The sequence below is a fragment of the Citrobacter sp. Cpo142 genome (genome assembly GCF_030332425.1).
Lineage (GTDB): Bacteria > Pseudomonadota > Gammaproteobacteria > Enterobacterales > Enterobacteriaceae > Citrobacter > Citrobacter portucalensis.
Genome location: NZ_JAOWHW010000113.1, coordinates 398,652 through 424,390, shown reverse-complemented (window position 1 = coordinate 424,390; position 25,739 = coordinate 398,652). Strand labels below are relative to the sequence as shown.

The 25,739-nt window shown below is 53.0% G+C and carries 29 protein-coding genes; 20 read left to right on the top strand and 9 right to left on the bottom strand.

Annotated features, from left to right (window positions below; translation table 11 throughout):
- Positions 1-10 precede the first annotated feature (10 nt).
- Together tapT and trxC are read right to left on the bottom strand one after the other, a co-directional pair.
- A complete protein-coding gene (gene tapT / locus OGY18_RS11790) occupies positions 11-709 on the bottom strand; it encodes a tRNA-uridine aminocarboxypropyltransferase (RefSeq protein WP_003835347.1) in 699 nt (232 codons plus the stop codon).
- Positions 710-778: 69 nt separating this feature from the next.
- Positions 779-1,198, bottom strand: a complete 420-nt coding sequence (gene trxC / locus OGY18_RS11785) for a thioredoxin TrxC (RefSeq protein ID WP_003835346.1) — start codon at positions 1,196-1,198, stop codon at positions 779-781.
- 207 nt (positions 1,199-1,405) lie between these two features.
- On the opposite strand from trxC, the gene OGY18_RS11780 reads away from it, so the two are divergent.
- Positions 1,406-2,485, top strand: a complete 1,080-nt coding sequence (locus tag OGY18_RS11780) for a tRNA/rRNA methyltransferase (RefSeq protein WP_003835345.1) — start codon at positions 1,406-1,408, stop codon at positions 2,483-2,485.
- A gap of 33 nt (positions 2,486-2,518) precedes the next feature.
- Here the strand turns inward: OGY18_RS11780 and ung are convergent, their stop codons facing one another.
- Positions 2,519-3,208, bottom strand: a complete 690-nt coding sequence (gene ung, locus OGY18_RS11775) for a uracil-DNA glycosylase (RefSeq protein ID WP_003835344.1) — start codon at positions 3,206-3,208, stop codon at positions 2,519-2,521.
- 317 nt (positions 3,209-3,525) lie between these two features.
- Here ung and grcA point away from each other — a divergent pair, with 317 nt between their 5' ends.
- The gene (gene grcA / locus OGY18_RS11770) at positions 3,526-3,909 is read left to right on the top strand and encodes an autonomous glycyl radical cofactor GrcA (RefSeq protein ID WP_003037563.1); all 384 of its coding nucleotides are present in this window, start codon (positions 3,526-3,528) and stop codon (positions 3,907-3,909) included.
- Positions 3,910-3,988: 79 nt separating this feature from the next.
- Here grcA and eamB read toward each other — a convergent pair whose 3' ends face one another.
- Positions 3,989-4,576: a cysteine/O-acetylserine transporter gene (gene eamB, locus OGY18_RS11765; RefSeq protein ID WP_286553070.1), complete on the bottom strand. Its 588-nt coding sequence runs from the start codon at positions 4,574-4,576 to the stop codon at positions 3,989-3,991.
- A 102-nt stretch (positions 4,577-4,678) separates the two neighbouring features.
- On the opposite strand from eamB, the gene OGY18_RS11760 reads away from it, so the two are divergent.
- Entirely contained in the window at positions 4,679-5,575 is an 897-nt protein-coding gene (locus OGY18_RS11760) for a LysR family transcriptional regulator (protein ID WP_126319767.1), read from the top strand.
- A gap of 17 nt (positions 5,576-5,592) precedes the next feature.
- Here the strand turns inward: OGY18_RS11760 and srmB are convergent, their stop codons facing one another.
- Positions 5,593-6,921 carry an ATP-dependent RNA helicase SrmB gene (srmB, locus tag OGY18_RS11755; protein ID WP_286553067.1) on the bottom strand — a complete coding sequence of 443 codons (1,329 nt, stop codon included), beginning with the start codon at positions 6,919-6,921 and terminating at the stop codon, positions 5,593-5,595.
- A gap of 130 nt (positions 6,922-7,051) precedes the next feature.
- Between srmB and trmN the strand changes: the two genes are divergently transcribed.
- Positions 7,052-7,789 carry a tRNA(1)(Val) (adenine(37)-N(6))-methyltransferase TrmN gene (gene trmN, locus OGY18_RS11750; protein WP_286547449.1) on the top strand — a complete coding sequence of 246 codons (738 nt, stop codon included), beginning with the start codon at positions 7,052-7,054 and terminating at the stop codon, positions 7,787-7,789.
- Here trmN and nadB read toward each other — a convergent pair.
- Positions 7,774-9,396: an L-aspartate oxidase gene (gene nadB / locus OGY18_RS11745; RefSeq protein ID WP_063941920.1), complete on the bottom strand. Its 1,623-nt coding sequence runs from the start codon at positions 9,394-9,396 to the stop codon at positions 7,774-7,776. The genes trmN and nadB overlap by 16 nt on opposite strands.
- Before the next feature lie 263 nt (positions 9,397-9,659).
- Here nadB and rseD point away from each other — a divergent pair, with 263 nt between their 5' ends.
- From rseD to acpS, 12 genes are all read left to right on the top strand, one after another.
- Positions 9,660-9,824 (top strand): rpoE leader peptide RseD, encoded by a 165-nt coding sequence (rseD, locus tag OGY18_RS11740; RefSeq protein ID WP_122973798.1) that lies wholly within the window; start codon positions 9,660-9,662, stop codon positions 9,822-9,824.
- Positions 9,821-10,396 (top strand): RNA polymerase sigma factor RpoE, encoded by a 576-nt coding sequence (rpoE, locus tag OGY18_RS11735; RefSeq protein WP_003037573.1) that lies wholly within the window; start codon positions 9,821-9,823, stop codon positions 10,394-10,396. Before rseD ends, rpoE begins: the two co-directional genes overlap by 4 nt.
- Positions 10,397-10,427: 31 nt before the next feature.
- Positions 10,428-11,078 (top strand): anti-sigma-E factor RseA, encoded by a 651-nt coding sequence (gene rseA / locus OGY18_RS11730; RefSeq protein WP_008785497.1) that lies wholly within the window; start codon positions 10,428-10,430, stop codon positions 11,076-11,078.
- Positions 11,078-12,034: a sigma-E factor regulatory protein RseB gene (rseB, locus tag OGY18_RS11725; protein WP_003835334.1), complete on the top strand. Its 957-nt coding sequence runs from the start codon at positions 11,078-11,080 to the stop codon at positions 12,032-12,034. Before rseA ends, rseB begins: the two co-directional genes overlap by 1 nt.
- Positions 12,031-12,495, top strand: coding sequence for a SoxR-reducing system protein RseC (gene rseC / locus OGY18_RS11720; RefSeq protein WP_003037576.1), 465 nt, complete (start codon positions 12,031-12,033; stop codon positions 12,493-12,495). Before rseB ends, rseC begins: the two co-directional genes overlap by 4 nt.
- A 270-nt stretch (positions 12,496-12,765) precedes the next feature.
- Positions 12,766-14,565, top strand: a complete 1,800-nt coding sequence (gene lepA, locus OGY18_RS11715) for a translation elongation factor 4 (RefSeq protein WP_003037577.1) — start codon at positions 12,766-12,768, stop codon at positions 14,563-14,565.
- 15 nt (positions 14,566-14,580) lie between these two features.
- Positions 14,581-15,555 carry a signal peptidase I gene (gene lepB, locus OGY18_RS11710; RefSeq protein ID WP_003835329.1) on the top strand — a complete coding sequence of 325 codons (975 nt, stop codon included), beginning with the start codon at positions 14,581-14,583 and terminating at the stop codon, positions 15,553-15,555.
- A 269-nt stretch (positions 15,556-15,824) separates the two neighbouring features.
- The gene (gene rnc, locus OGY18_RS11705; protein ID WP_003037579.1) at positions 15,825-16,505 is read left to right on the top strand and encodes a ribonuclease III; all 681 of its coding nucleotides are present in this window, start codon (positions 15,825-15,827) and stop codon (positions 16,503-16,505) included.
- On the top strand, positions 16,502-17,407 hold the full coding sequence (era, locus tag OGY18_RS11700; RefSeq protein ID WP_003037581.1) for a GTPase Era: 906 nt from the start codon (positions 16,502-16,504) through the stop codon (positions 17,405-17,407). Before rnc ends, era begins: the two co-directional genes overlap by 4 nt.
- 27 nt (positions 17,408-17,434) lie before the next feature.
- Positions 17,435-18,145 (top strand): DNA repair protein RecO, encoded by a 711-nt coding sequence (gene recO, locus OGY18_RS11695; protein ID WP_008785495.1) that lies wholly within the window; start codon positions 17,435-17,437, stop codon positions 18,143-18,145.
- A 15-nt stretch (positions 18,146-18,160) separates the two neighbouring features.
- Positions 18,161-18,892: a pyridoxine 5'-phosphate synthase gene (gene pdxJ / locus OGY18_RS11690; RefSeq protein WP_126317551.1), complete on the top strand. Its 732-nt coding sequence runs from the start codon at positions 18,161-18,163 to the stop codon at positions 18,890-18,892.
- Positions 18,892-19,272, top strand: a complete 381-nt coding sequence (gene acpS, locus OGY18_RS11685) for a holo-ACP synthase (RefSeq protein ID WP_003037588.1) — start codon at positions 18,892-18,894, stop codon at positions 19,270-19,272. Before pdxJ ends, acpS begins: the two co-directional genes overlap by 1 nt.
- A 106-nt stretch (positions 19,273-19,378) precedes the next feature.
- On the opposite strand, the gene OGY18_RS11680 is transcribed toward acpS, so the two are convergent.
- Together OGY18_RS11680 and OGY18_RS11675 are read right to left on the bottom strand one after the other, a co-directional pair.
- Positions 19,379-19,639 (bottom strand): YfhL family 4Fe-4S dicluster ferredoxin, encoded by a 261-nt coding sequence (locus tag OGY18_RS11680; protein WP_003037590.1) that lies wholly within the window; start codon positions 19,637-19,639, stop codon positions 19,379-19,381.
- Between the two features lie 55 nt (positions 19,640-19,694).
- Positions 19,695-20,543 carry a MurR/RpiR family transcriptional regulator gene (locus tag OGY18_RS11675; protein WP_003835318.1) on the bottom strand — a complete coding sequence of 283 codons (849 nt, stop codon included), beginning with the start codon at positions 20,541-20,543 and terminating at the stop codon, positions 19,695-19,697.
- A gap of 117 nt (positions 20,544-20,660) precedes the next feature.
- Between OGY18_RS11675 and murQ the strand changes: the two genes are divergently transcribed.
- Genes murQ through tadA form a run of 4 tightly spaced genes read left to right on the top strand, consistent with a single transcriptional unit; the run spans position 20,661 to position 24,132 of the window.
- Entirely contained in the window at positions 20,661-21,554 is an 894-nt protein-coding gene (gene murQ / locus OGY18_RS11670; protein WP_003835317.1) for an N-acetylmuramic acid 6-phosphate etherase, read from the top strand.
- A 9-nt stretch (positions 21,555-21,563) separates the two neighbouring features.
- Complete coding sequence (locus OGY18_RS11665; RefSeq protein ID WP_286553064.1) at positions 21,564-22,928, top strand: PTS transporter subunit EIIC; 1,365 nt, start codon at positions 21,564-21,566, stop codon at positions 22,926-22,928.
- Positions 22,929-22,931: 3 nt separating this feature from the next.
- Positions 22,932-23,567 (top strand): phosphatidylglycerophosphatase C, encoded by a 636-nt coding sequence (gene yfhb, locus OGY18_RS11660; protein ID WP_048234700.1) that lies wholly within the window; start codon positions 22,932-22,934, stop codon positions 23,565-23,567.
- Between the two features lie 28 nt (positions 23,568-23,595).
- A complete protein-coding gene (gene tadA, locus OGY18_RS11655) occupies positions 23,596-24,132 on the top strand; it encodes a tRNA adenosine(34) deaminase TadA (protein WP_071845284.1) in 537 nt (178 codons plus the stop codon).
- 40 nt (positions 24,133-24,172) lie between these two features.
- Here tadA and mltF read toward each other — a convergent pair whose 3' ends face one another.
- Entirely contained in the window at positions 24,173-25,723 is a 1,551-nt protein-coding gene (mltF, locus tag OGY18_RS11650) for a membrane-bound lytic murein transglycosylase MltF (RefSeq protein WP_063941923.1), read from the bottom strand.
- Positions 25,724-25,739: the final 16 nt, after the last annotated feature.

Below are 25,739 nucleotides of genomic sequence, written 5' to 3'. Positions count from 1 at the left end.
CCGAATGATTTTAAACGTTTTCTGATGAATCTGCTGTGACGCTTCCCTGATGTTGAGTTTTTCCTGCCAGGTAGCGGGTTTTAAAGCGAGTGAAATGATCGCTTAACCCTTCAGCGGCTTGCGTATCTCCCGCCAGATCCAACAAGGCGATGGCCACTTCGGCAGTGCAATATTGCCCTTCAGCGTGAACGCCACGCAGGTGGTAAGCAGAAAGGCGTGATAAATCAACGGAGATCACCGGCAGGTTATCGAGGTACGGGCTTTTGCGGAACATTTTACGCGCCTCAGGCCAGGTGCCGTCGAGCATGATAAACAATGGGGGCTTACCGGCTGGTGGCGTGAAAATCACTTCACGCTCTTCACCCGCATAGGAGGCCGGGAATACAACCATCGGCTGGTAATCCGGATTTTTCACCAGTTCCAGCAGCGCCTGCGGCGGCTCGGTGCGTGACCACTGAAAAGCCGTGGTATCGGGCAGAATATCAGCAATCAAACGCCCCGTGTTGCTGGGCTTCATCGGCTCGGTATCAAACATCACCAGACAAAAGCGACTTTTTGCCTCAGAGGGTGCCAGCGTTGCGCACAAGCAGAGTTTCTGCGGCAGCAGGCAGCGCTGACATCGGCGAACGCGATTACCTCGGGCAAGGAAAGGACGCGTGGCGCGCGCGAGGCGCTCAGCGCGTAACTGAAGAACTGCGTTATCGGTCATGGGTAAACACGTTGAAAAACGCTATTGTCGCAGAGGTGAAAACGGGGCACAAGATGCGCCCCGTAGAGATTATAATGATTCGTTAAGCCAGCTATCAAACGGGGCTTTTGGTACAGCGCCGTTAAGCATGTCGACGATTTCCCCTTTTTTGAAAATCATAATGGTCGGAATGCTGCGGATACCGAAACGGGCGCTGAGTTCTCGCTCGGCTTCCGTATTCACTTTAACAAAACGCACTTTACCGCTACGCTCTTCCGCGACATCTTCAAAAATCGGGGCGAAGTTACGACATGGACCACACCAGGGGGCCCAAAAGTCAACGACCACCGGGAGATCGTCTTTTAACAGTTTATCCAGTGTCTCACCGGTCGCATTGATCACCTCCCCATCAAACAGGTCGTGACCACAGCGTCCGCATTTAGCCGCTTCCTGGACACGATTGTCAGGGATGCGGTTGATAGCCTGGCAGCTGGTACAAACGGTATTCATAACTAACCTCTGGATGAGTGGAGTGGACTTCACGGCAGGAACGCCAGTATGTTTCTATTATGTTACATATTATCGGGGAGTCTGTTCTAAACAACAATGCGTTTTATTCAATGAGTACAATAGTCCTTAGCTTTTAAATGAAATAATGGCTAACGACGTGCACATCGGGTAATCTGCGCGCTTCGCGCAGAGCAGGTGGAGAAAAACATGAGCGACGAACTGAAGAACAAAAACGGCAAGGTCAAAGTGATGTACGTCCGCAGTGACGATGACTCGGATAAACGCACCCAAAATCCACGTACTGGCAAAGGCGGTGGTCGCCCCGGTACTTCCCGAGCCGAAGGCGGTCGTCGCCCTGCCCGTGATGACCGAAAGGGTCCGAACAGCGAACGCGGTCGTGAACGTGGTCGTGACCGCGATGTAGAACGTGACCGCAGACGTGAAGATTCACCGTGGCGTACCGTGTCCCGCGCACCGAATGATGACGCAGCGGATAAAGCCGATCACGGCGGTATTAGCGGTAAGAGCTTTATCGATCCTGAAGTATTACGCCGTCAGCGCGCGGAAGAAACCCGCGTTTACGGTGAGAATGCCTGCCAGGCTCTGTTCCAGAGTCGCCCGGACGCCATCGTTCGCGCCTGGTTTGTTCAGAGCGTAACCCCGCGCTTTAAAGAAGCATTACGCTGGATGGCGGCAAACCGCAAAGCCTATCACGTGGTTGACGAAGCCGAGCTGGCGAAAGCCTCTGGCACCGAACACCATGGCGGCGTCTGTTTCCTGATCAAAAAACGTAACGGTACTACCGTTAAGCAATGGGTTGGTCAGGCAGGGGCGCAGGATTGCGTGCTGGCACTGGAAGATATCGCTAACCCCCATAACCTGGGCGGCATGATGCGTAGCTGCGCGCACTTCGGTGTGAAAGGCGTAGTGGTTCAGGATGCGGCGCTGCTGGAATCAGGTGCGGCCATCCGTACAGCTGAAGGTGGAGCTGAGCACGTTCAGCCGATTACCGGCGACAGCATTGTTGATGTGCTGGACGACTTCCGCCAGGCGGGTTACACGGTTGTGATGACCTCAAGCGGGAAAGGCAAACCGCTGTTTACTACCACCCTGCCGGAAAAAATGGTGCTGGTATTAGGGCGTGAGCGTGAAGCTCTGCCAGAAGCAGCATGCTCAGCCGACGATTTGTGCATAGCGATTGACGGCACTGGCAAGGTAGAAACGCTCAACGTTTCTGTGGCAACAGGCGTGCTGCTCGCGGAGTGGTGGCGTCAGAACAAAGCCTGATAATAAAAATGCCAGCGAATCGCTGGCATTTTTTTACTCGCTTTCTACGGGTAATATCGGCATCCAGTCAATTGGCTTTTCACCTCGTTGTTCCAGCCATTCATTCGCCAGTACAAAGTGATTGCAGCCAAAGAAACCGCGATGCGCAGAGAGCGGTGATGGGTGGGGCGCTTTCAACACATGGTGACGCTGCGTATCAATAATCGCGCCTTTCTTCTGTGCGTGAGAACCCCAGAGCAGGAAAACCACGCCTTCCCGATGTTGGTTAATCAGACTGATGACTTTATCGGTAAATGTTTCCCACCCAAGGCTGGCGTGAGAATGTGCCTGACCGGCGCGGACGGTGAGTACGGTGTTGAGTAACAGTACCCCCTGACGTGCCCAGCTTTCCAGATATCCGTGTGTTGGGCGCGTGAAGCCTGGAATCGTTGCCTCCAGCTCTTTGTACATGTTCAGCAATGAGGGTGGAGTGGCAATGCCGGGGCGGACAGAGAACGCGAGACCGTGTGCCTGGCCTGGACCGTGGTAAGGATCCTGACCCAGGATGACAACTTTCACGTCACCAAGCTCGGTAAAGCGAAAAGCGTTAAACACATCTTTTTGCGGCGGATAAATTGTCATTCCTGACTGACGCTCGCCGGCAACAGTATGCAGTGTGTTAACAAAATAAGGCTGCTGTTTCTCTTCAGCCAGCACATCGTGCCAGGTTAATTCGGTGGCCATCTCGCTCTCCTGCGAATTTTCAATCCCCCTAGCTTAACTGCTTCTTTCGGCGTCGCAAAATTCTGTACGTTTCTCAATGGTCTACCCCTTAAAGATAGTTGAAAATTTATGTAAAAAGTTTAGCTGCGCATATGGCGTAAGTTGATGTAAAACAATAAAATCCACCTATCACCACTTTTCATGTGTGGTTTTTATTGATTTAAATCAAAGATTCAAGGGTGTGTGAGGGGTATATATACACTCAAGCAACAATGGTTTTACCAATTGGCCGGATGACGGCCAACCGAGATCAAATAATTTTGCCGGGGAGGCATCAAATGATTACAGGTATCCAGATTACTAAAGCTGCAAACGACGACCTGCTGAACTCTTTCTGGCTGCTGGACAGCGAAAAAGGCGAAGCACGCTGCATCGTTGCGAAAGCAGGTTTCAATGCTGATGAAGTCGTTGCAGTCAGCAAACTGGGCGAAATCGAATACCGTGAAGTACCGGTAGACGTACAGCCGGAAGTCCGCGTGGAAGGTGGTCAGCACCTGAACGTGAACGTTCTGCGTCGCGAAACGCTGGAAGATGCAGTTAAGCATCCGGAAAAATATCCGCAGCTGACCATCCGTGTTTCTGGTTATGCAGTGCGTTTCAACTCTCTGACCCCAGAACAGCAGCGCGACGTTATTGCTCGTACCTTTACTGAGAGCCTGTAAGGCTCACGGGGAATAACCCCGTTTAGCAGAGAATCAAAAAGCGGAAGATGCCAGTGCGTCTTCCGCTTTTTTGTATCCGTTAGTAAAAGATCCTCACCGCGCAATACACCAACAACAGCGCCAGAATGATATTCAACTGTCGACCGTAACGGCGAAAAACGCGCTGAAAAAGATGGCCCGCCAGCGCCCAGCAGGCATTCCCGAAGGTGCCTATCAGCGCTAACAGAATACTCACCCCAATCAGCCAGTGGGCGTCCTGAGTGTACGGTAATACAAACGTGGATAACGCGGTAATGCCGTACAAAATGATTTTCACGTTAACAAACTGCAAGCCAAAACTTGCCCAGAAGCTAATCGGCTCTGACTGCAATCGATCGTTTGAGGTCGGGCTGGTGGCGATCTTCAGCGCCAGCCACAGGATATAAGCGGCCCCAGCCCAACTAAGCCAATGGATGATAGCTGGATCCATGACCGCAAGTGAAAATGAAATCCCGGCGCATATCATCATGACGATTAAAAAGCCCAGACTCATTCCGGCCAGTACGCGTGTACTCTGACGAAAACCGTGTGACGTCGCGGCACTGAGCGCAAGGATGTTGTTTGGTCCGGGGGTTAGCGCGGTAATCAATGTATAGGTCCAGAATGCACTTAAAAGCATGGGGGGCACTTGTTATCTCCTCTGTTTTGATAGACAGTACCCGAGGCAAAACATTAAAAAAAATGAATGTTTTTGCATTCTGAATTCGATATTTTCGATGGGTTGGTGCGGATGGATTTACGTCGGTTTATTACGCTAAAAACGGTGGTGGAAGAGGGCTCATTTCTGCGGGCATCACAAAAACTGTGCTGTACGCAGTCAACGGTTACCTTTCATATTCAACAGCTTGAGCAAGAGCTTTCGGTGCAGTTGTTTGAAAAAATTGGTCGCCGGATGTGTCTCACCAGTGAGGGAAAACGGCTGATGCCGCATATCCATGACCTGACGCGCGTGATGGCATCGATTCGACAGTCGGCACATCAGGATGCGCAGCCGAGCGGCGATCTACGTGTCGCAACAGGCGAAACGCTGCTGGCGTATAAAATGCCGCAGGTTTTACAGCGATTTAAACAACGTGCGCCTCATGTGCGGTTGTCTTTACAGTCGCTCAATTGTTATGTCATTCGCGATGCGTTGCTCAGTGATGATGTTGATCTGGGGGTGTTTTATCGGGTGGGTAATGACGATGCCCTGGAGTTGATACCGCTTGGCGATCAGTCACTGGCATTAGTTGCTTCGCCACTGCTTCAGCACGTTGATTTTACTCAGCATAACCAGCACATTCCCTGCAGTTTTATCATTAATGAGCCGCAATGTATTTTCAGACAACGCTTCGAGGGGCTACTGCGTAAACGACAGATTACGCTGGAAAATACCATTGAGTTATGGAGCATTGAAAGCATTAAGCAGTGCGTATCGGCAAATCTTGGGATCAGCTTTTTGCCGCATTTTGCCGTCGAGAAGGAGTTACGTTCAGGGGAGTTGATTGAATTACCGTTCAGTGAACAACCTGAGTTAATTACGGCATTGTGTGGTTATCATGCCGGAAAAGTCGTTAGCCCGGCGATGCGGGTGTTTCTTGAGTGTATTGAAGAGAGTTTTGCATCACGTGAAAAAATGCCGGGCTAAATGGCCCGGCATTCGGTTTACTCTTTGTCGGACTGCTGGGTAGCAGCTCCGCTCGGCTTACGACGTTTGCCGATATTTTTGGCGTCACGGTGACGTTTTTTCACCCGCGGCTTCTCTTTCTCTTTCGCCTTTTTCTCAGCGCGCTTCGCCAGCACTTTCTTGGATGGCTTACCGTTAGATTTCTCACTTGGCGCGCGCGTGGTTGGACGCAGTTCGTCAATGACGCGAGCTTTCAGCGGTTCGTCAATATAGCGGCTCGCTTTGCCGAGCAGCAGGTGGTCGTGCGCTTCAACCAAAGAGATCGCAGTGCCTTTACGGCCAGCACGACCGGTACGGCCAATACGGTGCAGATAGGCATCGCCACTGCGCGGCATGTCGAAGTTAAACACGTGGCTGACGTCCGGAATATCAATCCCGCGAGCGGCGACGTCGGTTGCTACCAGCACGTTCACGCGGCCATCGGTCAGGCGTTTGATCGCTTCGTTACGTTTGTTCTGCACCATCTCGCCTTCGAGATAGCAGTTATTAATGCCAGCCTGGCGCAGCCAGCCTGCCAGTTCGTGCACACGCTCGCGTTTGCGTACGAAAACAATTGAGCGGGTCGCCTCTGGCTGTTTTAACAGGTGGATCAGCATGGCAGTTTTGTGCTCGATGTCATCGGCACGGTAGTAAAACTGATGGATCTTCTTGCGTTCACGGGTGGACGGATCCGCTGAGACTTCGACCGGGTCTTCCAACAGACGCTCGACAAAATCCTTAATCGCATCGCCTTCCAGCGTGGCGGAAAACAGCATGGTTTGCTTACGCCAGCGTGTTTCACCGGCGATATGCTCGATGTCTTGGGCAAAGCCCATGTCCAGCATACGGTCTGCTTCATCGAGAATTAGCGTTTCAACCGCATGGCAGTCGAAGTTTTCTTCTTTAATGTATTGCAGCAGACGACCCGTGGTGGCGACCACGATGTCCTGGTTTTCGCTAAAGACTTCCATGTGGTTCATGTAAGCCACGCCGCCGGTAATCGTAGCGATATCCAGATGCGTATTCTTCGCCAGCTCACGGGCGTGTTCGGCAACCTGCATCGCCAGTTCGCGCGTTGGTGTCAGGATTAAAATGCGCGGCGGACCAGATTTCTTGCGCGGGAAGTCGAGCAGGTGCTGCAACGCTGGCAGCAAATATGCCGCCGTTTTACCGGTGCCTGTCGGCGCAGAACCGAGTACATCACGGCCATCGAGCGCAGGCGGAATGGCGGCAGCCTGAATGGCGGTCGGGCGAGTGAAACCTTTTTCCTGGAGGGCATCCAGAAGGCTTTCATCGAGTTCAAGTTCGGAAAAAGTCGTTACAGTCATGTTCTACCTCTGAGTGGGGCGCTGATTATAGACGTTACGGCTGCAATCTTCATCTGTTTGTATGGATATACCTTCTCAGGTATTGTTTTTATCCTATGTTATCGTTTTTTTTCCAGGAAGGTTGTTCTTCATGCCCCAGTCTACATCCGTACTGAGACGTAATGGATTTACTTTTAAGCAGTTTTTTGTGGCACACGATCGCTGTGCAATGAAAGTCGGAACAGACGGCATTTTATTGGGAGCCTGGGCCCCCGTTGCGGGCGTAAAAAGGATCCTGGATATTGGTACCGGGAGCGGCCTGTTGGCGCTGATGCTGGCCCAGCGCACTGATGAAAACGTCATCATTGACGCCGTGGAGCTTGATGTCGACGCCGCGCAGCAGGCGCAGGAGAACATCGCGCAATCTCCGTGGATGCATCGCGTGAGTGTTCATATAGAAGATGCGCAACAGTGGGTACCGCGTCAGACCGTGCGTTTTGATTTGATAATCAGCAATCCTCCCTATTATGAACAGGGCGTGGAATGCGCTACACCGCAGCGTGAGCAAGCGCGTTATACCACCTCGCTCGATCACCAGGCGTTGCTTACGCTGGCGGCGGACAGCATTACGGAAGAAGGATTTTTTTGTGTCGTGCTGCCGGAACAGATTGGGAACGCGTTTACCCAGCAGGCATTAAGTATGGGCTGGCATCTGCGATTACGTACGGATGTAGCAGAAACGGAAGCCCGGCTACCGCATCGGGTGTTGCTGGCATTCTCCCCGCAGGCCGGGGAGTGCTTTAGCGACAGGCTGGTGATTCGTGGGCCAGACCAACGTTACTCTGAAGGTTATACGGCGCTGACCCAGGCGTTTTACCTGTTTATGTGATGACTTAGCGGCGAGAGAATAGACGGGCCCGACTCAGGAAGCTGTTCTGGGTAATCCAGTGTGTAGTGCAGGCCCCGACTCTCTTTGCGCATCATTGCGCAGCGGACAATCAGCTCCGCAACTTGCACCAGGTTACGCAGTTCCAGCAAATTGTTCGACACGCGGAAATGGGCGTAATACTCGTCGATTTCCTGTTGCAGCATGGTGATACGGCGCAGAGCGCGCTCCAGGCGCTTGGTCGTACGCACAATACCGACGTAATCCCACATAAACAGCCGCAGCTCATGCCAGTTATGCTGGATAACAACCAACTCATCCGGATTTTCTACCCGGCTTTCATCCCAGCCCGGGAGCGTGCTAACGCCGCGAGCATAAGGCATGCGCCTGTCGATATCTTCAGCCGCGGACCAGCCATAAACCAGACACTCCAGCAATGAGTTCGATGCCATCCGGTTGGCGCCATGCAGGCCGGTGTAACTCACTTCGCCGATCGCATACAGCCCGTCGACATCGGTACGGCCAAAGTCATCCACCATCACACCGCCGCAGGTATAGTGCGCGGCAGGCACGATGGGAACCGGCTCTTTGGTTAAATCAATGCCCAGTCCCAGCAACTTTTCATAAATCATCGGGAAATGCTGACGAACAAATTCTTCCGGCTTATGGCTGATATCGAGGAACATGCAATCTGCACCAAGGCGCTTCATTTCATGATCAATGGCGCGGGCGACAATATCGCGGGGAGCCAGTTCGCCACGTTCGTCAAAATCGGGCATAAAGCGTGAACCGTCCGGGCGCTTCAGGTGCGCGCCTTCGCCGCGCAGCGCTTCGGTCAGCAGAAAATTGCGTGCCTGCGGATGATACAGCGCAGTCGGGTGAAACTGGTTAAACTCCAGGTTGGCGACGCGGCATCCTGCGCGCCAGGCCATTGCAATCCCGTCACCCGAGGAAATATCCGGATTGGTAGTGTATTGATACACCTTTGATGCGCCGCCGGTGGCCAACACTACCGACTTCGCATGGCAGGTTTCGACGGCTTCTTTATTACGATTCCAGATCCATGCGCCGACAACCCGACGCGTTCCCGGCAGACCGATTTTATCGGAGACAATCAGGTCGACGGCGTTGCTACGCTCAAGAACCCGGATATTGGGATGATTTTGTGCCTGGCTGACGAGGGTGGTTTCGACTTCTTTGCCGGTAGCATCCGCAGCGTGCAGGATGCGTCGATGGCTGTGACCGCCTTCACGGGTCAGGTGATAGCTCTCTTCGCCGTTAGGCTGAACCTGTGTATCGAATAAGACGCCCTGATCGATAAGCCATTGAACGCAGGTGCGGGCATTGCTGGCGACAAATTCAACCGCATGGCGATCGCACAGCCCGGCCCCGGCAATCAGCGTATCTTCAACGTGGGAGTCGATACTGTCGGTTTCATCGAAAACCGCGGCAATACCCCCCTGGGCATAAAATGTCGAGCCTTCGCTGACTGGCCCTTTGCTCAGGACAATAACCTGATGTTTTTCAGCCAGGCGCAGCGCCAGTGAGAGTCCGGCAGCCCCGCTGCCAATGATCAGCACGTCACAGGATAATTCAGGAGTCGTATTCATGATGTTTGTTTAATTTACTAAACAGTGTTTGGTCACCATAGCACCACATTGCGCGATACTGCACGTTTTATTTTTAAATGTGTTGCAATGACTAAACATGAAAGAAAAGCATGACGAGGACGAAATAGGCAAAAATATTTTGTGAAGCAGGCCGTTAGCATCAGATTATGTGATGAAATAAAGTGCCCGTTGGGTTACTCTGCAAGCGGTGAAATGGGCATTTCTGTACAGATAGTGCGTTGATCGGGTTATGTAGACTTATAATGAGAGATAAGACCTGTCTACAACATGACAAACAAAAAACAATGCGTAACGGAACTTTACGAAACTTGAGCACTCTAAGCATTTGCTTGCTCATAGTGAAGCTGATGGAGTGGCGTTTCGAAAGCGCGTGGAAATTTGGTTTGGGGAGACTTTACCTCGGATGAGCGAGCAGTTAACGGACCAGGTCCTGGTAGAACGGGTCCAGAAGGGAGATCAGAAAGCCTTTAACCTACTGGTAGTGCGCTATCAGCATAAGGTGGCGAGTCTGGTTTCTCGCTATGTACCGTCGGGTGATGTACCCGATGTAGTACAAGAAGCATTTATCAAAGCCTATCGTGCGCTGGATTCGTTCCGGGGAGATAGTGCTTTTTATACCTGGCTGTATCGTATTGCAGTCAATACAGCGAAGAATTACCTGGTCGCTCAGGGGCGTCGTCCACCTTCCAGTGATATTGATGCGATTGAAGCAGAAAATTACGAAAGTGGCGGAGCACTGAAAGAAATTTCGAACCCTGAGAACTTAATGTTGTCAGAAGAGCTGAGACAGATAGTTTTCCGAACTATTGAGTCCCTCCCGGAAGATTTACGCATGGCAATAACCTTGCGGGAGCTGGATGGCCTGAGCTATGAAGAGATAGCCGCTATCATGGATTGTCCGGTAGGTACGGTGCGTTCACGTATCTTCCGAGCGAGGGAAGCTATTGATAATAAAGTTCAACCGCTTATCAGGCGTTGACGATAGCGGGATACTGGAAAAGGTATTAGGCATGCAGAAAGAAAAACTTTCCGCTTTAATGGATGGCGAAACGCTGGATACTGAGTTACTCAAAGAGCTGACTCACGACCCGGAAATGCAAAAAACCTGGGAGAGTTATCACCTGATTCGCGATTCCATGCGAGGTGATACCGCCGACGTTCTCCATTTCGATATTTCCGCCCGCGTTATGGCCGCCATCCAGGATGAGCCAGTACGTCAGACGGCGCCATTGATTCCTGAGGCCCAGCCAGCACCGCACCAGTGGCAGAAAATGCCATTCTGGAAGAAAATGCGTCCGTGGGCCGCGCAGCTTACCCAAATGGGTGTGGCCGCGTGCGTATCACTTGCAGTTATCGTTGGCGTCCAGCACTATAATGGGCAATCTGAAACGTCCCAGCAGCCCGAAACACCGGTATTTAATACATTACCGATGATGGGGAAAGCCAGTCCGGTAAGCCTGGGTGTACCTTCTGACGCGACGGCCAGCGGCGGTCAACAACAGCAGGTACAGGAGCAGCGTCGTCGTATTAATGCCATGTTGCAGGATTACGAATTGCAACGTCGACTGCACTCTGAACAGCTTCAGTTTGAGCAGGCGCAAACACAGCAAGCCGCTGTTCAGGTGCCAGGAATTCAAACTTTAGGAACGCAATCGCAGTAATGAAGCAACTTTGGTTTGCCATGTCACTTGTGGCTGGTAGCCTGTTCTTCTCTGTAAACGCCTCGGCCAATCCTGCGTCCGGGGCGTTGTTGCAGCAGATGAATCTGGCCAGCCAGTCGCTAACCTATGAGCTGTCATTTGTCAGCATCAATAAGCAGGGTGTTGAATCCCTACGTTATCGTCATGCCCGCCAGGATAACCGTCCACTCGCGCAACTGTTACAAATGGATGGACCACGCAGGGAAGTGGTGCAACGCGGCAACGAAATTAGCTATTTTGAGCCTGGCCTCGAACCGTTCACGCTGAACGGCGATTATATCGTTGACTCTCTGCCATCCCTGATTTACACCGATTTCAAACGCCTTGCTCCCTACTATGATTTTATCTCAGTAGGCCGCACCCGTATTGCCGATCGCCTCTGTGAAGTGATCCGCGTTGTGGCGCGTGACGGCACCCGTTACAGCTATATCGTTTGGATGGACACGGAGACCAAACTGCCGATGCGTGTCGATCTCCTCGATCGTGATGGCGAAACGCTGGAACAGTTCCGTGTGATCTCCTTTACCGTGAATAACGGTGTTAGCGACAGCATGCAGACACTAGCAAAAGCGAATTTACCACCGTTGCTGTCGGTTCCTGCGGGCGAGAAAACCAACTTCAACTGGAGTCCGTCGTGGTTGCCACAAGGTTTCAGTGAGGTCTCAAGCAGTCGACGTCCGCTGCCGACGATGGATAACATGCCGATTGAATCACGCCTTTATTCTGATGGCCTGTTTAGTTTCTCCGTGAACGTAAACCGTGCGACGCAGAACAGTGCCGATCAACTGCTGCGTACTGGCCGCAGAACGGTCAGCACCAGCGTGCGTGATAACGCGGAGATTACGATTGTGGGCGAGCTTCCACCGCAAACGGCGAAGCGTATCGCGGACAATATCAAGTTCAGGGCAGCACAATGATTAAAGAGTGGGCGACGGTCGTCTCCTGGCAAAATGGTCTGGCGACGGTCAGCTGCGATGTTAAAGCATCATGTAGCAGCTGTGCTTCCCGGGCCGGATGCGGGAGCCGCGTGCTGAACAAACTGGGGCCACAGACCACACACACCATCGTGGTGCCCTGCGACGAACCCTTGACCCCAGGTCAAAAAGTTGAACTGGGCATTGCCGAAGGTAGCCTGCTGGGATCGGCGATGCTGGTCTACATGTCTCCGTTGGCAGGACTGTTTCTTTTCGCTGCGCTGTTCCAGGTGCTGTTTGGTTCCGATCTTGCCGCATTAAGCGGCGCAGTGCTGGGGGGCGTGGGCGGATTCCTGATTGCTCGTGGATACTCTCGTAAGCTTGCTGAACGCGAAGCCTGGCAGCCGGTCATTCTGAACGTTGCTCTCCCACCCGATCTTATTCGCGTCGAAACCCAGCAGTGATATCTTTGCCTGATGGCGTTGCGCTTATCAGGTCTACAGCGTGCTCAGATGTAAGCGTAGGCCGGATAAGGCGTTTATGACGCCATCCGGCAAAAGTTTCACCGACTTTGCAAGGTTGTTTCCAGTTCCCGCTATCCTTGCTCTATGAACGTTTCCTCGCCTCAGCGTTGTAGTGTAGAATGCGGCGTTTCACTTAAACAGACGTTAAGCTCAGATCAGCGACTTCTCAGAGCCTGCTCCGGCGGGCGTAAGGCACAATAATTACACTATATGAAGAACATACGTAACTTTTCAATCATAGCTCACATCGACCACGGTAAATCGACGCTGTCTGACCGTATTATCCAGATCTGCGGTGGCCTGTCTGACCGTGAAATGGAAGCGCAGGTTCTCGACTCGATGGATCTTGAGCGTGAGCGCGGTATTACTATCAAAGCGCAGAGCGTGACGCTCGATTTCAAAGCATCTGATGGTGAAACCTATCAGCTTAACTTTATCGACACCCCGGGCCACGTTGACTTCTCGTATGAAGTTTCCCGCTCGCTTGCTGCCTGTGAAGGCGCATTGCTGGTGGTTGATGCCGGACAGGGCGTTGAAGCGCAGACCCTGGCTAACTGCTATACCGCCATGGAAATGGATCTGGAAGTAGTACCGGTACTGAACAAAATTGACCTGCCAGCCGCCGATCCTGAACGCGTAGCGGAAGAGATCGAAGATATCGTCGGTATTGATGCGACGGATGCCGTTCGCTGCTCGGCGAAAACCGGCGTTGGCGTCACTGACGTTCTTGAACGTCTGGTACGCGACATTCCGCCGCCGGAGGGTGATCCAGAAGGCCCCTTACAGGCGCTGATTATCGACTCCTGGTTCGATAACTACCTTGGCGTGGTGTCACTGGTGCGTATTAAAAACGGCACCATGCGTAAAGGCGACAAAATTAAAGTGATGAGCACCGGTCAGGTCTATAACGCCGACCGTCTGGGTATCTTCACGCCAAAACAAGTTGACCGTACCGAGCTGAAATGCGGCGAGGTAGGTTGGTTGGTTTGTGCGATTAAAGACATCCTCGGCGCACCGGTTGGTGATACCCTGACGCAGGCGCGTAACCCGGCAGACAAACCGCTGCCAGGCTTTAAAAAAGTGAAGCCGCAGGTTTACGCCGGTCTGTTCCCGGTGAGCTCTGACGACTATGAAAACTTCCGTGACGCGCTTGGCAAGCTGAGCCTGAACGACGCCTCCCTGTTCTACGAGCCGGAAAGCTCTACCGCGCTAGGCTTCGGCTTCCGTTGTGGCTTCCTTGGTCTGCTGCACATGGAGATCATTCAGGAACGTCTGGAGCGTGAATACGATCTGGATCTGATCACCACCGCGCCGACCGTAGTCTACGAAGTTGAAACCACGGCGAAAGAGACTATCTACGTCGATAGTCCGTCCAAGCTGCCGCCGCTGAACAACATCTACGAACTGCGTGAGCCGATCGCTGAGTGTCACATGCTGCTGCCGCAGGCTTACCTTGGCAATGTCATCACCCTGTGTATCGAGAAGCGTGGCGTCCAGACCAATATGGTTTACCACGGTAACCAGGTGGCGCTGACGTATGAGATTCCGATGGCGGAAGTCGTACTCGATTTCTTTGACCGTCTGAAGTCGACCTCTCGCGGCTACGCGTCGCTGGACTATAACTTCAAACGCTTCCAGGCGTCTGACATGGTGCGTGTTGATGTCCTTATCAACAACGAACGTGTCGATGCACTGGCGCTGATTACCCACCGTGACAACTCCCAGAGCCGTGGCCGTGAACTGGTTGAGAAGATGAAAGATCTGATCCCTCGCCAGCAGTTTGATATCGCGATCCAGGCGGCCATTGGTACGCACATCATCGCGCGTTCAACGGTTAAGCAGCTGCGTAAAAACGTTCTGGCGAAATGCTACGGTGGCGATATCAGCCGTAAGAAAAAGCTGCTGCAAAAACAGAAAGAGGGTAAAAAGCGCATGAAGCAGATCGGTAACGTCGAACTGCCGCAGGAAGCGTTCCTCGCCATTCTGCATGTCGGTAAAGACAGCAAATAATCTTAAGGAGTTGGCATGGCGAACATGTTTGCCCTGATTCTGGTGATTGCCACACTGGTGACGGGCATTTTATGGTGCGTAGATAAATTCATCTTCGCGCCAAAGCGCCGGGAGCGTCAGGCAGCAGCGCAAGCTGCTGCAGGTGATTCACTGGATAAAGCTACGCTGAAAAAAGTGGCACCTAAGCCAGGCTGGCTGGAAACCGGGGCGTCCGTTTTCCCTGTACTGGCGATTGTGCTGGTGGTGCGTTCATTTATCTATGAACCATTCCAGATCCCGTCAGGTTCGATGATGCCGACGCTGCTTATCGGTGACTTTATCCTGGTGGAGAAATTCGCCTACGGGATTAAAGATCCGATTTACCAGAAAACGTTGATCGAAACCGGTCATCCGAAACGCGGTGATATCGTGGTGTTTAAATACCCGGAAGACCCGCGTCTGGACTACATTAAACGTGCTGTCGGTTTACCGGGAGACAAAGTAACGTACGATCCAGTGGCGAAAGAGGTGACTATTCAGCCAGGATGCCGTTCCGGTCAGGCGTGTGAAAACGCGTTGCCGGTAACGTACTCTGATGTTCAGCCAAGTGATTTTGTACAGACCTTTGCTCGTCGTAACGGCGGTGAAGCGACCAGCGGCTTCTTTGAAGTTCCGCTGAACGAAACGAAAGAGAACGGTATTCGCCTCTCTGAGCGTAAAGAAACGCTGGGTGAGGTTACGCACCGCATTCTGACCGTGCCGATTGCGCAGGATCAGGTGGGGATGTATTACCGTCAACCTGGTCAGCCGTTGGCAACCTGGATCGTTCCGCCGGGACACTACTTCATGATGGGTGATAACCGTGATAACAGCGCGGACAGCCGTTACTGGGGATTTGTACCGGAAGCGAATCTGGTTGGTAAAGCGACCGCTATCTGGATGAGTTTCGATAAGCAAGAAGGTGAATGGCCGACCGGTGTGCGTTTAAGCCGTATTGGTGGCATTCACTAATCACCGATAATTGTTCACGTTGTCGTCATTACGGCGGCAGCGTGAATTATTTCTCGGATAAATTCCCGCAGACTAACGACATCCCTTGTCGTTGTGTATAGAATATTCCCCCGAAGTTTTAGGTTGGCACCGACAGGTTGCCACGGCACACGAAACAGCGTTGGTTTGTATACAAAAGCATGCAGGCGAAGCCGGATGGCTCAGCGAAGTGCGTATATCAGGTCTGTTTCGTGTGCTGAATTGTTGACGCATTCATTTATTGGTATCGCATGAACCCCATCGTAATTAATCGGCTTCAACGGAAGCTGGGCTACACTTTTAATCATCAGGAGCTGTTGCAGCAGGCATTAACTCACCGGAGCGCCAGCAGCAAACATAACGAGCGTTTAGAATTTTTAGGCGACTCTATTTTGAGCTTTGTTATCGCTAATGCGCTGTATCACCGTTTCCCGCGTGTGGATGAAGGTGATATGAGCCGCATGCGCGCGACGCTGGTTCGCGGCAATACGCTGGCAGAATTAGCCCGTGAGTTTGACCTCGGTGAATGTTTACGTTTGGGGCCTGGTGAGCTGAAAAGCGGCGGCTTCCGTCGTGAATCAATCCTGGCGGATACCGTTGAAGCTTTGATCGGCGGCGTCTTCCTCGACAGCGATATTCAAACCGTTGAGCAATTGATCCTGAACTGGTATCAAACTCGTCTGGATGAAATTAGCCCAGGCGACAAACAAAAAGATCCGAAAACGCGCCTGCAGGAATATTTGCAGGGTCGCCACCTGCCTCTGCCGTCTTATTTGGTGGTGCAGGTCCGTGGTGAAGCGCACGATCAAGAATTTACTATCCACTGCCAGGTCAGCGGCCTGAGTGAACCGGTGGTTGGCACAGGTTCGAGCCGTCGTAAGGCTGAGCAGGCTGCCGCCGAACAGGCGTTGAAAAAACTGGAGCTGGAATGAGCGAAGAGAAAACCTACTGCGGATTTATTGCTATCGTCGGTCGCCCGAACGTCGGCAAATCCACCCTGTTGAATAATCTGCTTGGGCAGAAGATTTCTATTACCTCACGTAAGGCTCAGACAACACGTCACCGTATTGTTGGCATCCATACCGAAGGCGCGTATCAGGCGATTTATGTTGATACCCCGGGTCTGCATATGGAAGAAAAACGGGCTATTAACCGCCTGATGAACAAAGCGGCGAGCAGCTCGATCGGTGATGTTGAACTGGTTATTTTCGTTGTCGAAGGCACCCGCTGGACGCCGGACGACGAAATGGTGCTCAACAAGCTGCGTGATGGCAAAGCCCCGGTTATTCTGGCCGTCAACAAAGTCGACAACGTTCAGGAAAAAGCCGATCTGCTGCCGCACCTGCAGTTCCTGGCAAGCCAGATGAACTTCCTTGATATCGTACCGATTTCTGCCGAAACCGGCTTGAATGTCGATACCGTTGCGGGCATCGTGCGTAAGCATTTGCCGGAAGCTATTCATCACTTCCCGGAAGATTACATCACCGACCGTTCTCAGCGCTTTATGGCCTCTGAAATCATACGTGAAAAGCTGATGCGTTTTCTGGGGGCTGAACTGCCGTACTCCGTTACCGTGGAGATTGAGCGTTTTATCTCTAACGAACGCGGCGGCTACGACATTAACGGCCTGATCCTCGTCGAACGTGAAGGGCAGAAGAAGATGGTTATTGGCAACAAAGGGGCCAAGATTAAAACCATCGGCATCGAAGCGCGTAAAGACATGCAGGAGATGTTCGAAGCGCCCGTTCACCTCGAACTGTGGGTGAAAGTGAAATCCGGCTGGGCCGATGACGAACGCGCGCTGCGTAGCCTCGGTTACGGCGACGACGTCTAAACACATCTTCTGAAACACGGCGAGTATATGGAAGGATGGCAACGCGCTTTTGTCCTGCATAGTCGCCCCTGGAGCGAAACCAGTCTCGTGCTGGATGTCTTCACGGAAGAGTCGGGTCGCGTGCGCCTGGTGGCTAAAGGCGCACGTTCCAAACGCTCCAATCTTAAAGGCGCACTCCAGCCTTTTACCCCGTTGTTGCTTCGCTTTGGTGGACGTGGCGAGGTCAAAACCTTGCGCAGCGCCGAAGCCGTTTCTCTGGCACTCCCCCTTAGCGGAATCACGCTGTACAGCGGCTTGTATATTAACGAGCTTATCTCGCGCGTACTCGAATACGAAACCCGCTTTTCTGCACTCTTTTTCGATTACCTGAACTGTATTCAGGCGCTGGCTGGCGCCACGGGTTCGCCAGAACCTGCGTTGCGTCGCTTTGAGCTGGCCTTACTTGGTCATCTGGGGTATGGCGTCGATTTTACCCACTGTGCAGGCAGCGGCGAGCCGGTAGACGACACCATGACCTATCGCTACCGGGAAGAAAAAGGGTTTATCGCCAGCGTAGTGATTGATAACGCCACCTTTACCGGACGCCATCTGAAAGCACTCGAATCGCGGGAATTTCCGGATGCTGATACGCTTCGCGCCGCGAAACGCTTTACCCGCATGGCGTTAAAGCCGTATCTTGGTGGTAAGCCCTTAAAGAGCCGCGAATTATTCCGGCAGTTTATGCCGAAGCGAAAATAAAAAACGAGGATTGTCATGGCCGAATTACTGTTAGGCGTCAACATTGACCACATTGCCACTTTACGTAATGCACGCGGTACCGCATATCCGGACCCGGTTCAGGCAGCGTTTATCGTTGAACAGGCGGGCGCAGACGGTATTACCGTACATCTGCGTGAAGACCGTCGCCATATCACCGACCGTGACGTACGTATTCTGCGCCAGACGCTGGATACGCGCATGAATCTGGAAATGGCGGTCACTGAAGAGATGCTGGCGATTGCCGTTGAGACTAAGCCGCATTTTTGCTGCCTGGTGCCGGAAAAACGTCAGGAAGTTACCACTGAAGGTGGGCTGGACGTCGCCGGCCAGCGTGACAAGATGCACGATGCCTGCAAACGTCTGGCGGACGCAGGCATTCTGGTTTCGCTGTTTATCGATGCCGATGAAGAGCAGATTAAGGCCGCTGCGGAAGTTGGCGCACCGTTTATTGAAATTCACACCGGCTGTTACGCCGATGCGAAAACCGACGCAGAACAGGCCAGCGAACTGGCGCGTATCGCCAAAGCGGCGACTTTTGCTGCAAGCCTTGGCCTGAAGGTGAATGCGGGTCACGGTCTGACGTATCACAACGTTAAAGCTATCGCGCGGATCCCGGAAATGCACGAGCTGAATATTGGCCATGCCATTATCGGACGTGCGGTGATGAGCGGCCTGAAAGAGGCCGTAGTCGAAATGAAGCGCCTGATGCTGGAAGCGCGTGGCTAATGGCGATTCTGGGATTAGGTACGGATATCGTGGAGATTGCCCGCATCGAAGCGGTGATCTCCCGTTCCGGCGACCGCCTGGCAAGACGTGTGCTCAGCGACAACGAATGGGCAATCTGGGAAACGCATCAGCAGCCGGTGCGTTTTCTGGCGAAGCGTTTTGCAGTCAAAGAGGCGGCAGCAAAAGCCTTTGGCACGGGTATTCGCAATGGGCTGGCGTTTAATCAGTTTGAAGTCTTTAACGACGAACTCGGTAAGCCGCGTCTGCGATTATGGGGAGAGGCGTTAAAACTGGCGGAAAAACTCGGCGTTGCGCACATGCATGTGACGCTGGCCGATGAGCGTCACTACGCCTGCGCCACGGTGATTATCGAAAGTTAGATTCAGGACGTTGCCGGATGGCGACGCGTAGCGTCTTATCCGGCCTACGGGTTATGCGTTTGTTGCAGGGGCAGGGTAGGAGCTTCATCGCCAGATGGCGACGCGGCTAAAGTTTATCGGCGTGGTGCATCAGCACAAACTTATCCCACAGCTGCTCTTCTGTTTCGACATGCGCCGGATCTTTCAAAATAGTATTGGGGATCGGGCACACCTTCTGGCAGGTTGGCGTGTCGTAATGGCCTACGCATTCCGTACACTTGTCGCTGTTAATCTCGTAAATGCTATCACCCATCGAAATCGCCTCATTCGGGCATTCGGGCTCGCACATATCGCAATTGATACACTTTTTAGTGATTAACAGGGCCATCAGGAAACTCTCAAAACATCACAAATCGGGCGGGCATTATACGCGCATTCTTTGCTCAGACCAGTTTTTTTACCAGTGCTTCGCTGTGGCGAATACGTTCCGGGGCATGCTCCAGATCCTGCTGCACCAGCGCCATAAACAGTAAATCAGTGAGCATCATTTGCGCATGGGTGGAGGAAATCGCTGCGCTGCGCGTGGCCTGCTCCTCGGCAATGGTGTACAGACAATGACTTGCCCGTTGCTGCAGGGCGTTCGGTGTGAATCCGGTGATGGCGAGGATTTTCGCGCCGGTGCGCAACGTTTCATCCGCAGCCAGGTTGAGCTCTCGACGCTCTCCGGTATACGAAATGGCCAGCAGTAGATCGTTAGGCGAAAGCGCCTGCACCGTCGCCAGTAGGGCGTGCATATCGCGTTCCACCACCGCGTTAAAACCAATCTTCAGCAGCTTCCAGGCAAAATTCTGTGCCACCAGACCCGATGCGCCAATCCCGGTCACGATAATGCGGCGGGCTGAACGCAGCATCGTGACGCTCTCCATCAGTTTCTCTTCGCTGTTGACGTCCAGCGTCGCATGCATCGCCGCCACGTTCTCTTTAATCAGTTTCTCGCCTACCATTCGCATCGGGTCGTCACCGCGAATCTGATTATGTACCGGAATGGAATGGGGATTGGGATTGCTGGCCAATGCTTCGCTAATCGCCAGTTTGAGTGCCGGGAATCCTTTAAAGCCCATCTTTTGCGCGAATTTCACCACGCTGGACTGGCTGACGCCCGCTTCAAAGGCCAGCTGTTGTGAACTGAGATGACGCGCAGCATCCGGTTGAGCAAGAAGATAATCCGCAAGCTTTTTATCGCTTTGCGCGAGATCCGGATAACGCTGACGAATGCGAATTAAACAGTTCATGCTTTCTCCTGGCGAAAATGTGATGGCGATTACAAAACAAAATATCACTCGCCTTAGTGAATATAATATTCCATTATGACAGATTATTATGAATTAAAAATTCCTAAGGAACAAAAAATGAATCTCGGTGCGTTAGTTTCAGAAACCCGCAATCCTCAGACCATGGATCTGGATGCGCTCTCCACTCTGGAGTTGGTTCATCGTTTTAATCAACAGGATACGCTGGTAGCTGAAGCAGTAAAAGCAACTCTTCCTGAAGTTGCGCGCGCGGTTGATGCGGCAGCTGACGCGCTAAAAGCCGGTGGACGCATTATTTACATGGGAGCAGGTACCAGTGGGCGTCTTGGGGTGCTGGACGCGTCTGAATGCCCGCCAACCTTCGGCGTTCCGCACGGTCTGGTGGTTGGGCTGATTGCCGGGGGACCGGGTGCGCTGCTTAAGGCCGTAGAAGGCGCAGAAGATAACCCGCAGCTAGGTGAAGACGATCTGCGTACGCTCAATCTTACCGCACAGGATCTGGTGGTGGGGCTGGCTGCTTCTGGTCGTACGCCGTATGTCATTGGTGGGTTGAAATATGCGCGTTCGGTGGGCTGTACGACGGCGGCTATTTCATGCAATCCGGATTCCCCTATCGCGCATGAAGCGGACATTGCCATTTCTCCGGTGGTGGGGCCAGAGGCGCTGACCGGGTCAACACGACTGAAATCCGGCACCGCGCAAAAGCTGGTGCTCAATATGATCTCCACCGGCGCGATGGTGAAATTTGGCAAGGTGTACCAGAACCTGATGGTGGATATGCAGGCAACCAACGTCAAACTGGTCGATCGGGCGTGCCGTATGGTGGTTGAAGCCACCGGCATTGCGCGTGCTCAAGCTGAAACGCTGCTGAAGCAGACGGATTATGATGTTAAGCCGGCTATTTTAATGGCGCTCACCGGCCTGGATGCTGCTGCCGCCCGCGAAAAACTTGCCGCTCACCAGGGTTTTTTACGCGCGGCGTTAGAACACTAAGAGGTGTATATGGATAAGACGGCGTTGCTGGCCAGCGACATCCTGCTGGGCGTTGGCGGAGAGAACAATATTCTGCGTCTGGAAAACTGTATGACCCGTGTCAGGGTGGAAGTTCAGGATGACGGGCAGATCGATATTCCCCGCCTCAGGCAACTGCCCGGCGTTAGCGGCTACGTGAAGCAGGGCGCACAGCACCAGATTATTGTCGGTCCCGGTAAAGCAGCCAAAGTGGTGGATGCCATGCGTTCCCTGATTGCCGATGGCGGCGAGCGAGCAGATGCCAATGATATTGAGCGCACCAAGTCAGAGGCCAAAGCGAAGTACAAAGCGCCGATGAGCGATGCGCTGCGTAAGCTGGCGAACGTCTTTATCCCTCTTATTCCGGCGTTTATCGCCTCCGGTTTGATTACCGGCATTATTAACATCCTTAAGCGCCCGGATATCGTGGGGGATTTTGCGACCCACTATCCAAATATGCTGGGGTTGATGGGCATATTTGGCAGCGCCGTATTTGCCATTATGAATATTCTGGTCGGGGTGAATACCGCCAAAGTTTTCGGTGGCTCCCTGGCAATGGGCGGGGTGATGGCGGGGATCCTCTCCAGCCCTCAGCTGGCGCAAATTACCCTGTTTGGCGAAGCGTTGCAGCCGGGGCGCGGTGGGGTGATCGCGGTATTGCTGGTGGTTGCGCTGATGTGCTGGATCGAACGTAAATTCCGCGCGCTGTTGCCAGAATCACTGGAGCTTATCCTTAACCCGCTGCTGACCACCATCATTACCGGCGTAATCGCGATTGTGGCGCTGCAACCGCTTGGCGGATGGATTTCTGAATCTATCGCTCACGGCGCATCCTGGGCTATCGATCGCGGCGGTTTTCTGGTCGGTGCCGTGCTGGCGGGAACCTTCCTGCCGTTGGTACTTACCGGGCTTCATCAGGGATTGGTGCCCATCCATGTTGAACTGGTTCAGGCGCACGGTTATAACGCGCTCTTTCCGATCCTGGCGATGGCGGGCGTTGGGCAAATAGGTGCTGCGATTGCGGTTTTGATGAAAACCCGCAATGCGCGGCTAAAGAAAGTGATCAAAGGGGCGCTACCGGTCGGACTGCTGGGGATTGGCGAGCCGCTGATTTTTGGCGTAACGCTGCCGTTGGGTAAGCCGTTTATCGGTGCCTGTCTTGGCGGCGCGGTAGGTGGGGCGCTGATTAGCTACTGGAAGGTGGCGACGGTCATCACCTTTGGCATTTCCGGATTACCGCTGGCACTGACGATTGTTGCCGGAAAAGTGATGTTCTATCTGTTAGGCTATCTGGTAGCAGTTATCGCCGGGTTCTTGTTTACCTGGCTATTGGGATTCACTGATCCAGAGGAATAAGGTTTGACCAATCACCAGCGCCGCGTTGTCTTTTTTGATTTGGATGGCACGTTACACCAGCAGGATATGTTCGGTAGTTTTATTCGTTATCTGCTGCGTCGCCAGCCGCTGAACGCGTTGCTTGTGCTGCCTCTGTTACCGGTGATTGCGCTGGCGTTGCTGATAAAAGGACGTGCCGCCCGCTGGCCAATGAGCCTGCTGTTATGGGGATGCACTTTTGGCCGCAGCGAGGCGCGTCTGAAAGCGCATCAGGCCGACTTTGTGCGCTGGTTTCGCAGTAACGTGACGGCGTTTCCGCTCGTGCAGCAGCGGCTGACAACCTACCTGTTAAGCTCTGACGCTGATATCTGGCTTATTACCGGCTCTCCACAGTCACTGGTCGAGCAGGTTTACTTTGATACTCCATGGCTACCGCGAGTCAATCTGATTGCCAGCAAAATGGCGCGGGGATACGGCGGCTGGGTACTGACTCTGCGCTGTCTGGGCCATGAGAAAGTGACACAACTGGAACGCCACATTGGCGCGCCGCTACAGCTTTACAGTGGCTATAGTGACAGTAATCAGGACAATCCGCTGCTCTCTTTTTGCCAGCATCGCTGGCGCGTCACGCCGCGCGGAGAGCTTCAGCAACTCGAATAGCCAACGCACATGCAATTTGAAGTATGACGTGTATAATGCGCCCGCTTTGATTACTGGAGTTACCCCTTTGTCAGATGTTGAATTTAGCCACGAATACTGGATGCGTCATGCTTTAACGCTGGCTAAGCGCGCCTGGGATGAGCGTGAAGTCCCGGTGGGTGCGGTATTGGTACATAACAACCGAGTGATTGGCGAAGGCTGGAACCGCCCGATAGGTCATCATGATCCGACTGCTCATGCTGAGATTATGGCGCTGCGTCAGGGCGGCCTGGTGCTGCAAAACTACCGCCTGTTAGATGCCACGCTGTACGTCACTCTGGAACCGTGCGTGATGTGCGCTGGCGCGATGGTGCACAGCCGTATCGGTCGGGTCGTTTTTGGCGCGCGCGATGCGAAAACCGGGGCTGCCGGGTCATTAATGGATGTGCTGCATCACCCTGGAATGAATCATCGGGTTGAAGTGACCGAAGGGGTACTGCGGGATGAATGCGCCACGCTGCTCAGTGATTTCTTCCGCATGCGCCGGCAGGAAATTAAGGCCCTGAAAAAATCCGCTAATCAGTAACTCTCAGCCTGATGGTGCTGCGCTTATCAGGCTACCAGGACTACTTTCCCTCTTTTTTCTGCGGTGAAAACAGCAGGGAAGGCGAGTGCGACAGGTAGTTTGACGACGTCTGAGACAGAAACGCCGAAAGCGGGAATTCATCTTTACCTATTAGCTCTGCGGGCGTCACCGCCGGGTAATCCTGCGCCAGTTGCTGCGTTTCTAGCGCCTGTTTTTCTTTCTCTTGCAGATATCCCACCAGGCTAATCTGGTATTTACGGATGTTTTCCACATAGGCGTAGGCTTCATGCCCACGCGCATAACCATAGGTCAACTTATTGTAATACGGCTTTTGGCTAAGCAGCGGTAGTCGCTGTTTTACGTCGGACCAACTGTTCGGATTGCCTTTGGTTTTCACCGTCAGCGCCCGTGCGTCCAGCATGTGCGCATAACCCATATTGTAGGCTGCAAGCGCAAACCAGATGCGTTCTCCTTCGGGGACGGTATCCGGTACTTTGCTCATCATGTCCTGCAAATATCGCGCGCCGCCGCTGATGCTTTGTTCGGCATCGGTACGGTCGGTCAGCCCAAGACTCTGAGCGGTATTTTTGGTCAGCATCATCAGCCCGCGTACGCCGGTTGGAGAGGTGGCCTGCGCATCCCAGTGTGACTCCTGATATGAGATAGCGGCCAGCAGTCGCCAGTCTATCTCTTGCGCATATTTCTCAAACAGTGGCTTGAGGTCCGGCAACACGCTGTCTACGGCGCGCAAAAAGGAGCGGGTATCGACATAGTCAAAATCATCGCCATGCCCGAGATATTTCTCTTCCAGCCGTGCCAGAGAACCGTCTTCATTCATGGTGTTGAAGAAATCCAGTAGGGCGGCAGATAGCGTGTTGTCATCGTCCAGCCGACTAAACCAGGTCACCGGTTGTTCGTCAGAGACGTCGAGCGCTACGGCCAGCTCAGGATGCACGCGTTGATATAAGCTGATGGCGACAGAATCGGCTATGGTGTAATCCAGCTTTCCGGCGATTACATCATCAAGCAGTTCGGTGGTGCCCTTTTTGTCATCGACTTTCCAGCTCAGATCGGGAAATTTTTTCTCTTTTAGCTGCTGGAGGTCGTTAACTACCACGTGCCCCGGGGCGATAGTCAGCTGGTTTTCGTTCACCGTGGCAAGCGTGCGCGGACGGTATTGCCCAACCCGGTACACCAGCTGTTGTGAAACCGAATAATAGGTCGGGCCGGGCTGGTAATTTTTAACCCGCTCGCTGTTATAGACCAGGCCTGCGGCTAACAGGTCGGCATTGCCGTTATCCAGGTCGTCAAAAAGCTGGCTGATGTTCTGGCGTACGGTAACTTTTAACTTCACGCCTAAGTAGTCGGCAAATTCCTGGGCCAGTTCATAATCCAGACCGAATTTTTTGCCGTTGAGGGTCGCGTAAGTTAATGGCGAATCAATGGTACTGACGCGCAGCTCTCCCCGCGACTGAATGGCGGCGATACGATTTTCGGCTTTACCGAACCAGGGGATAGATGGCCAAAGGGCCGCTGCCAACAACAGCGTCAATATGCCGATGAACAGATAATTAATCTTTAATTTTTTCAATTAGTTAATTCTCTGA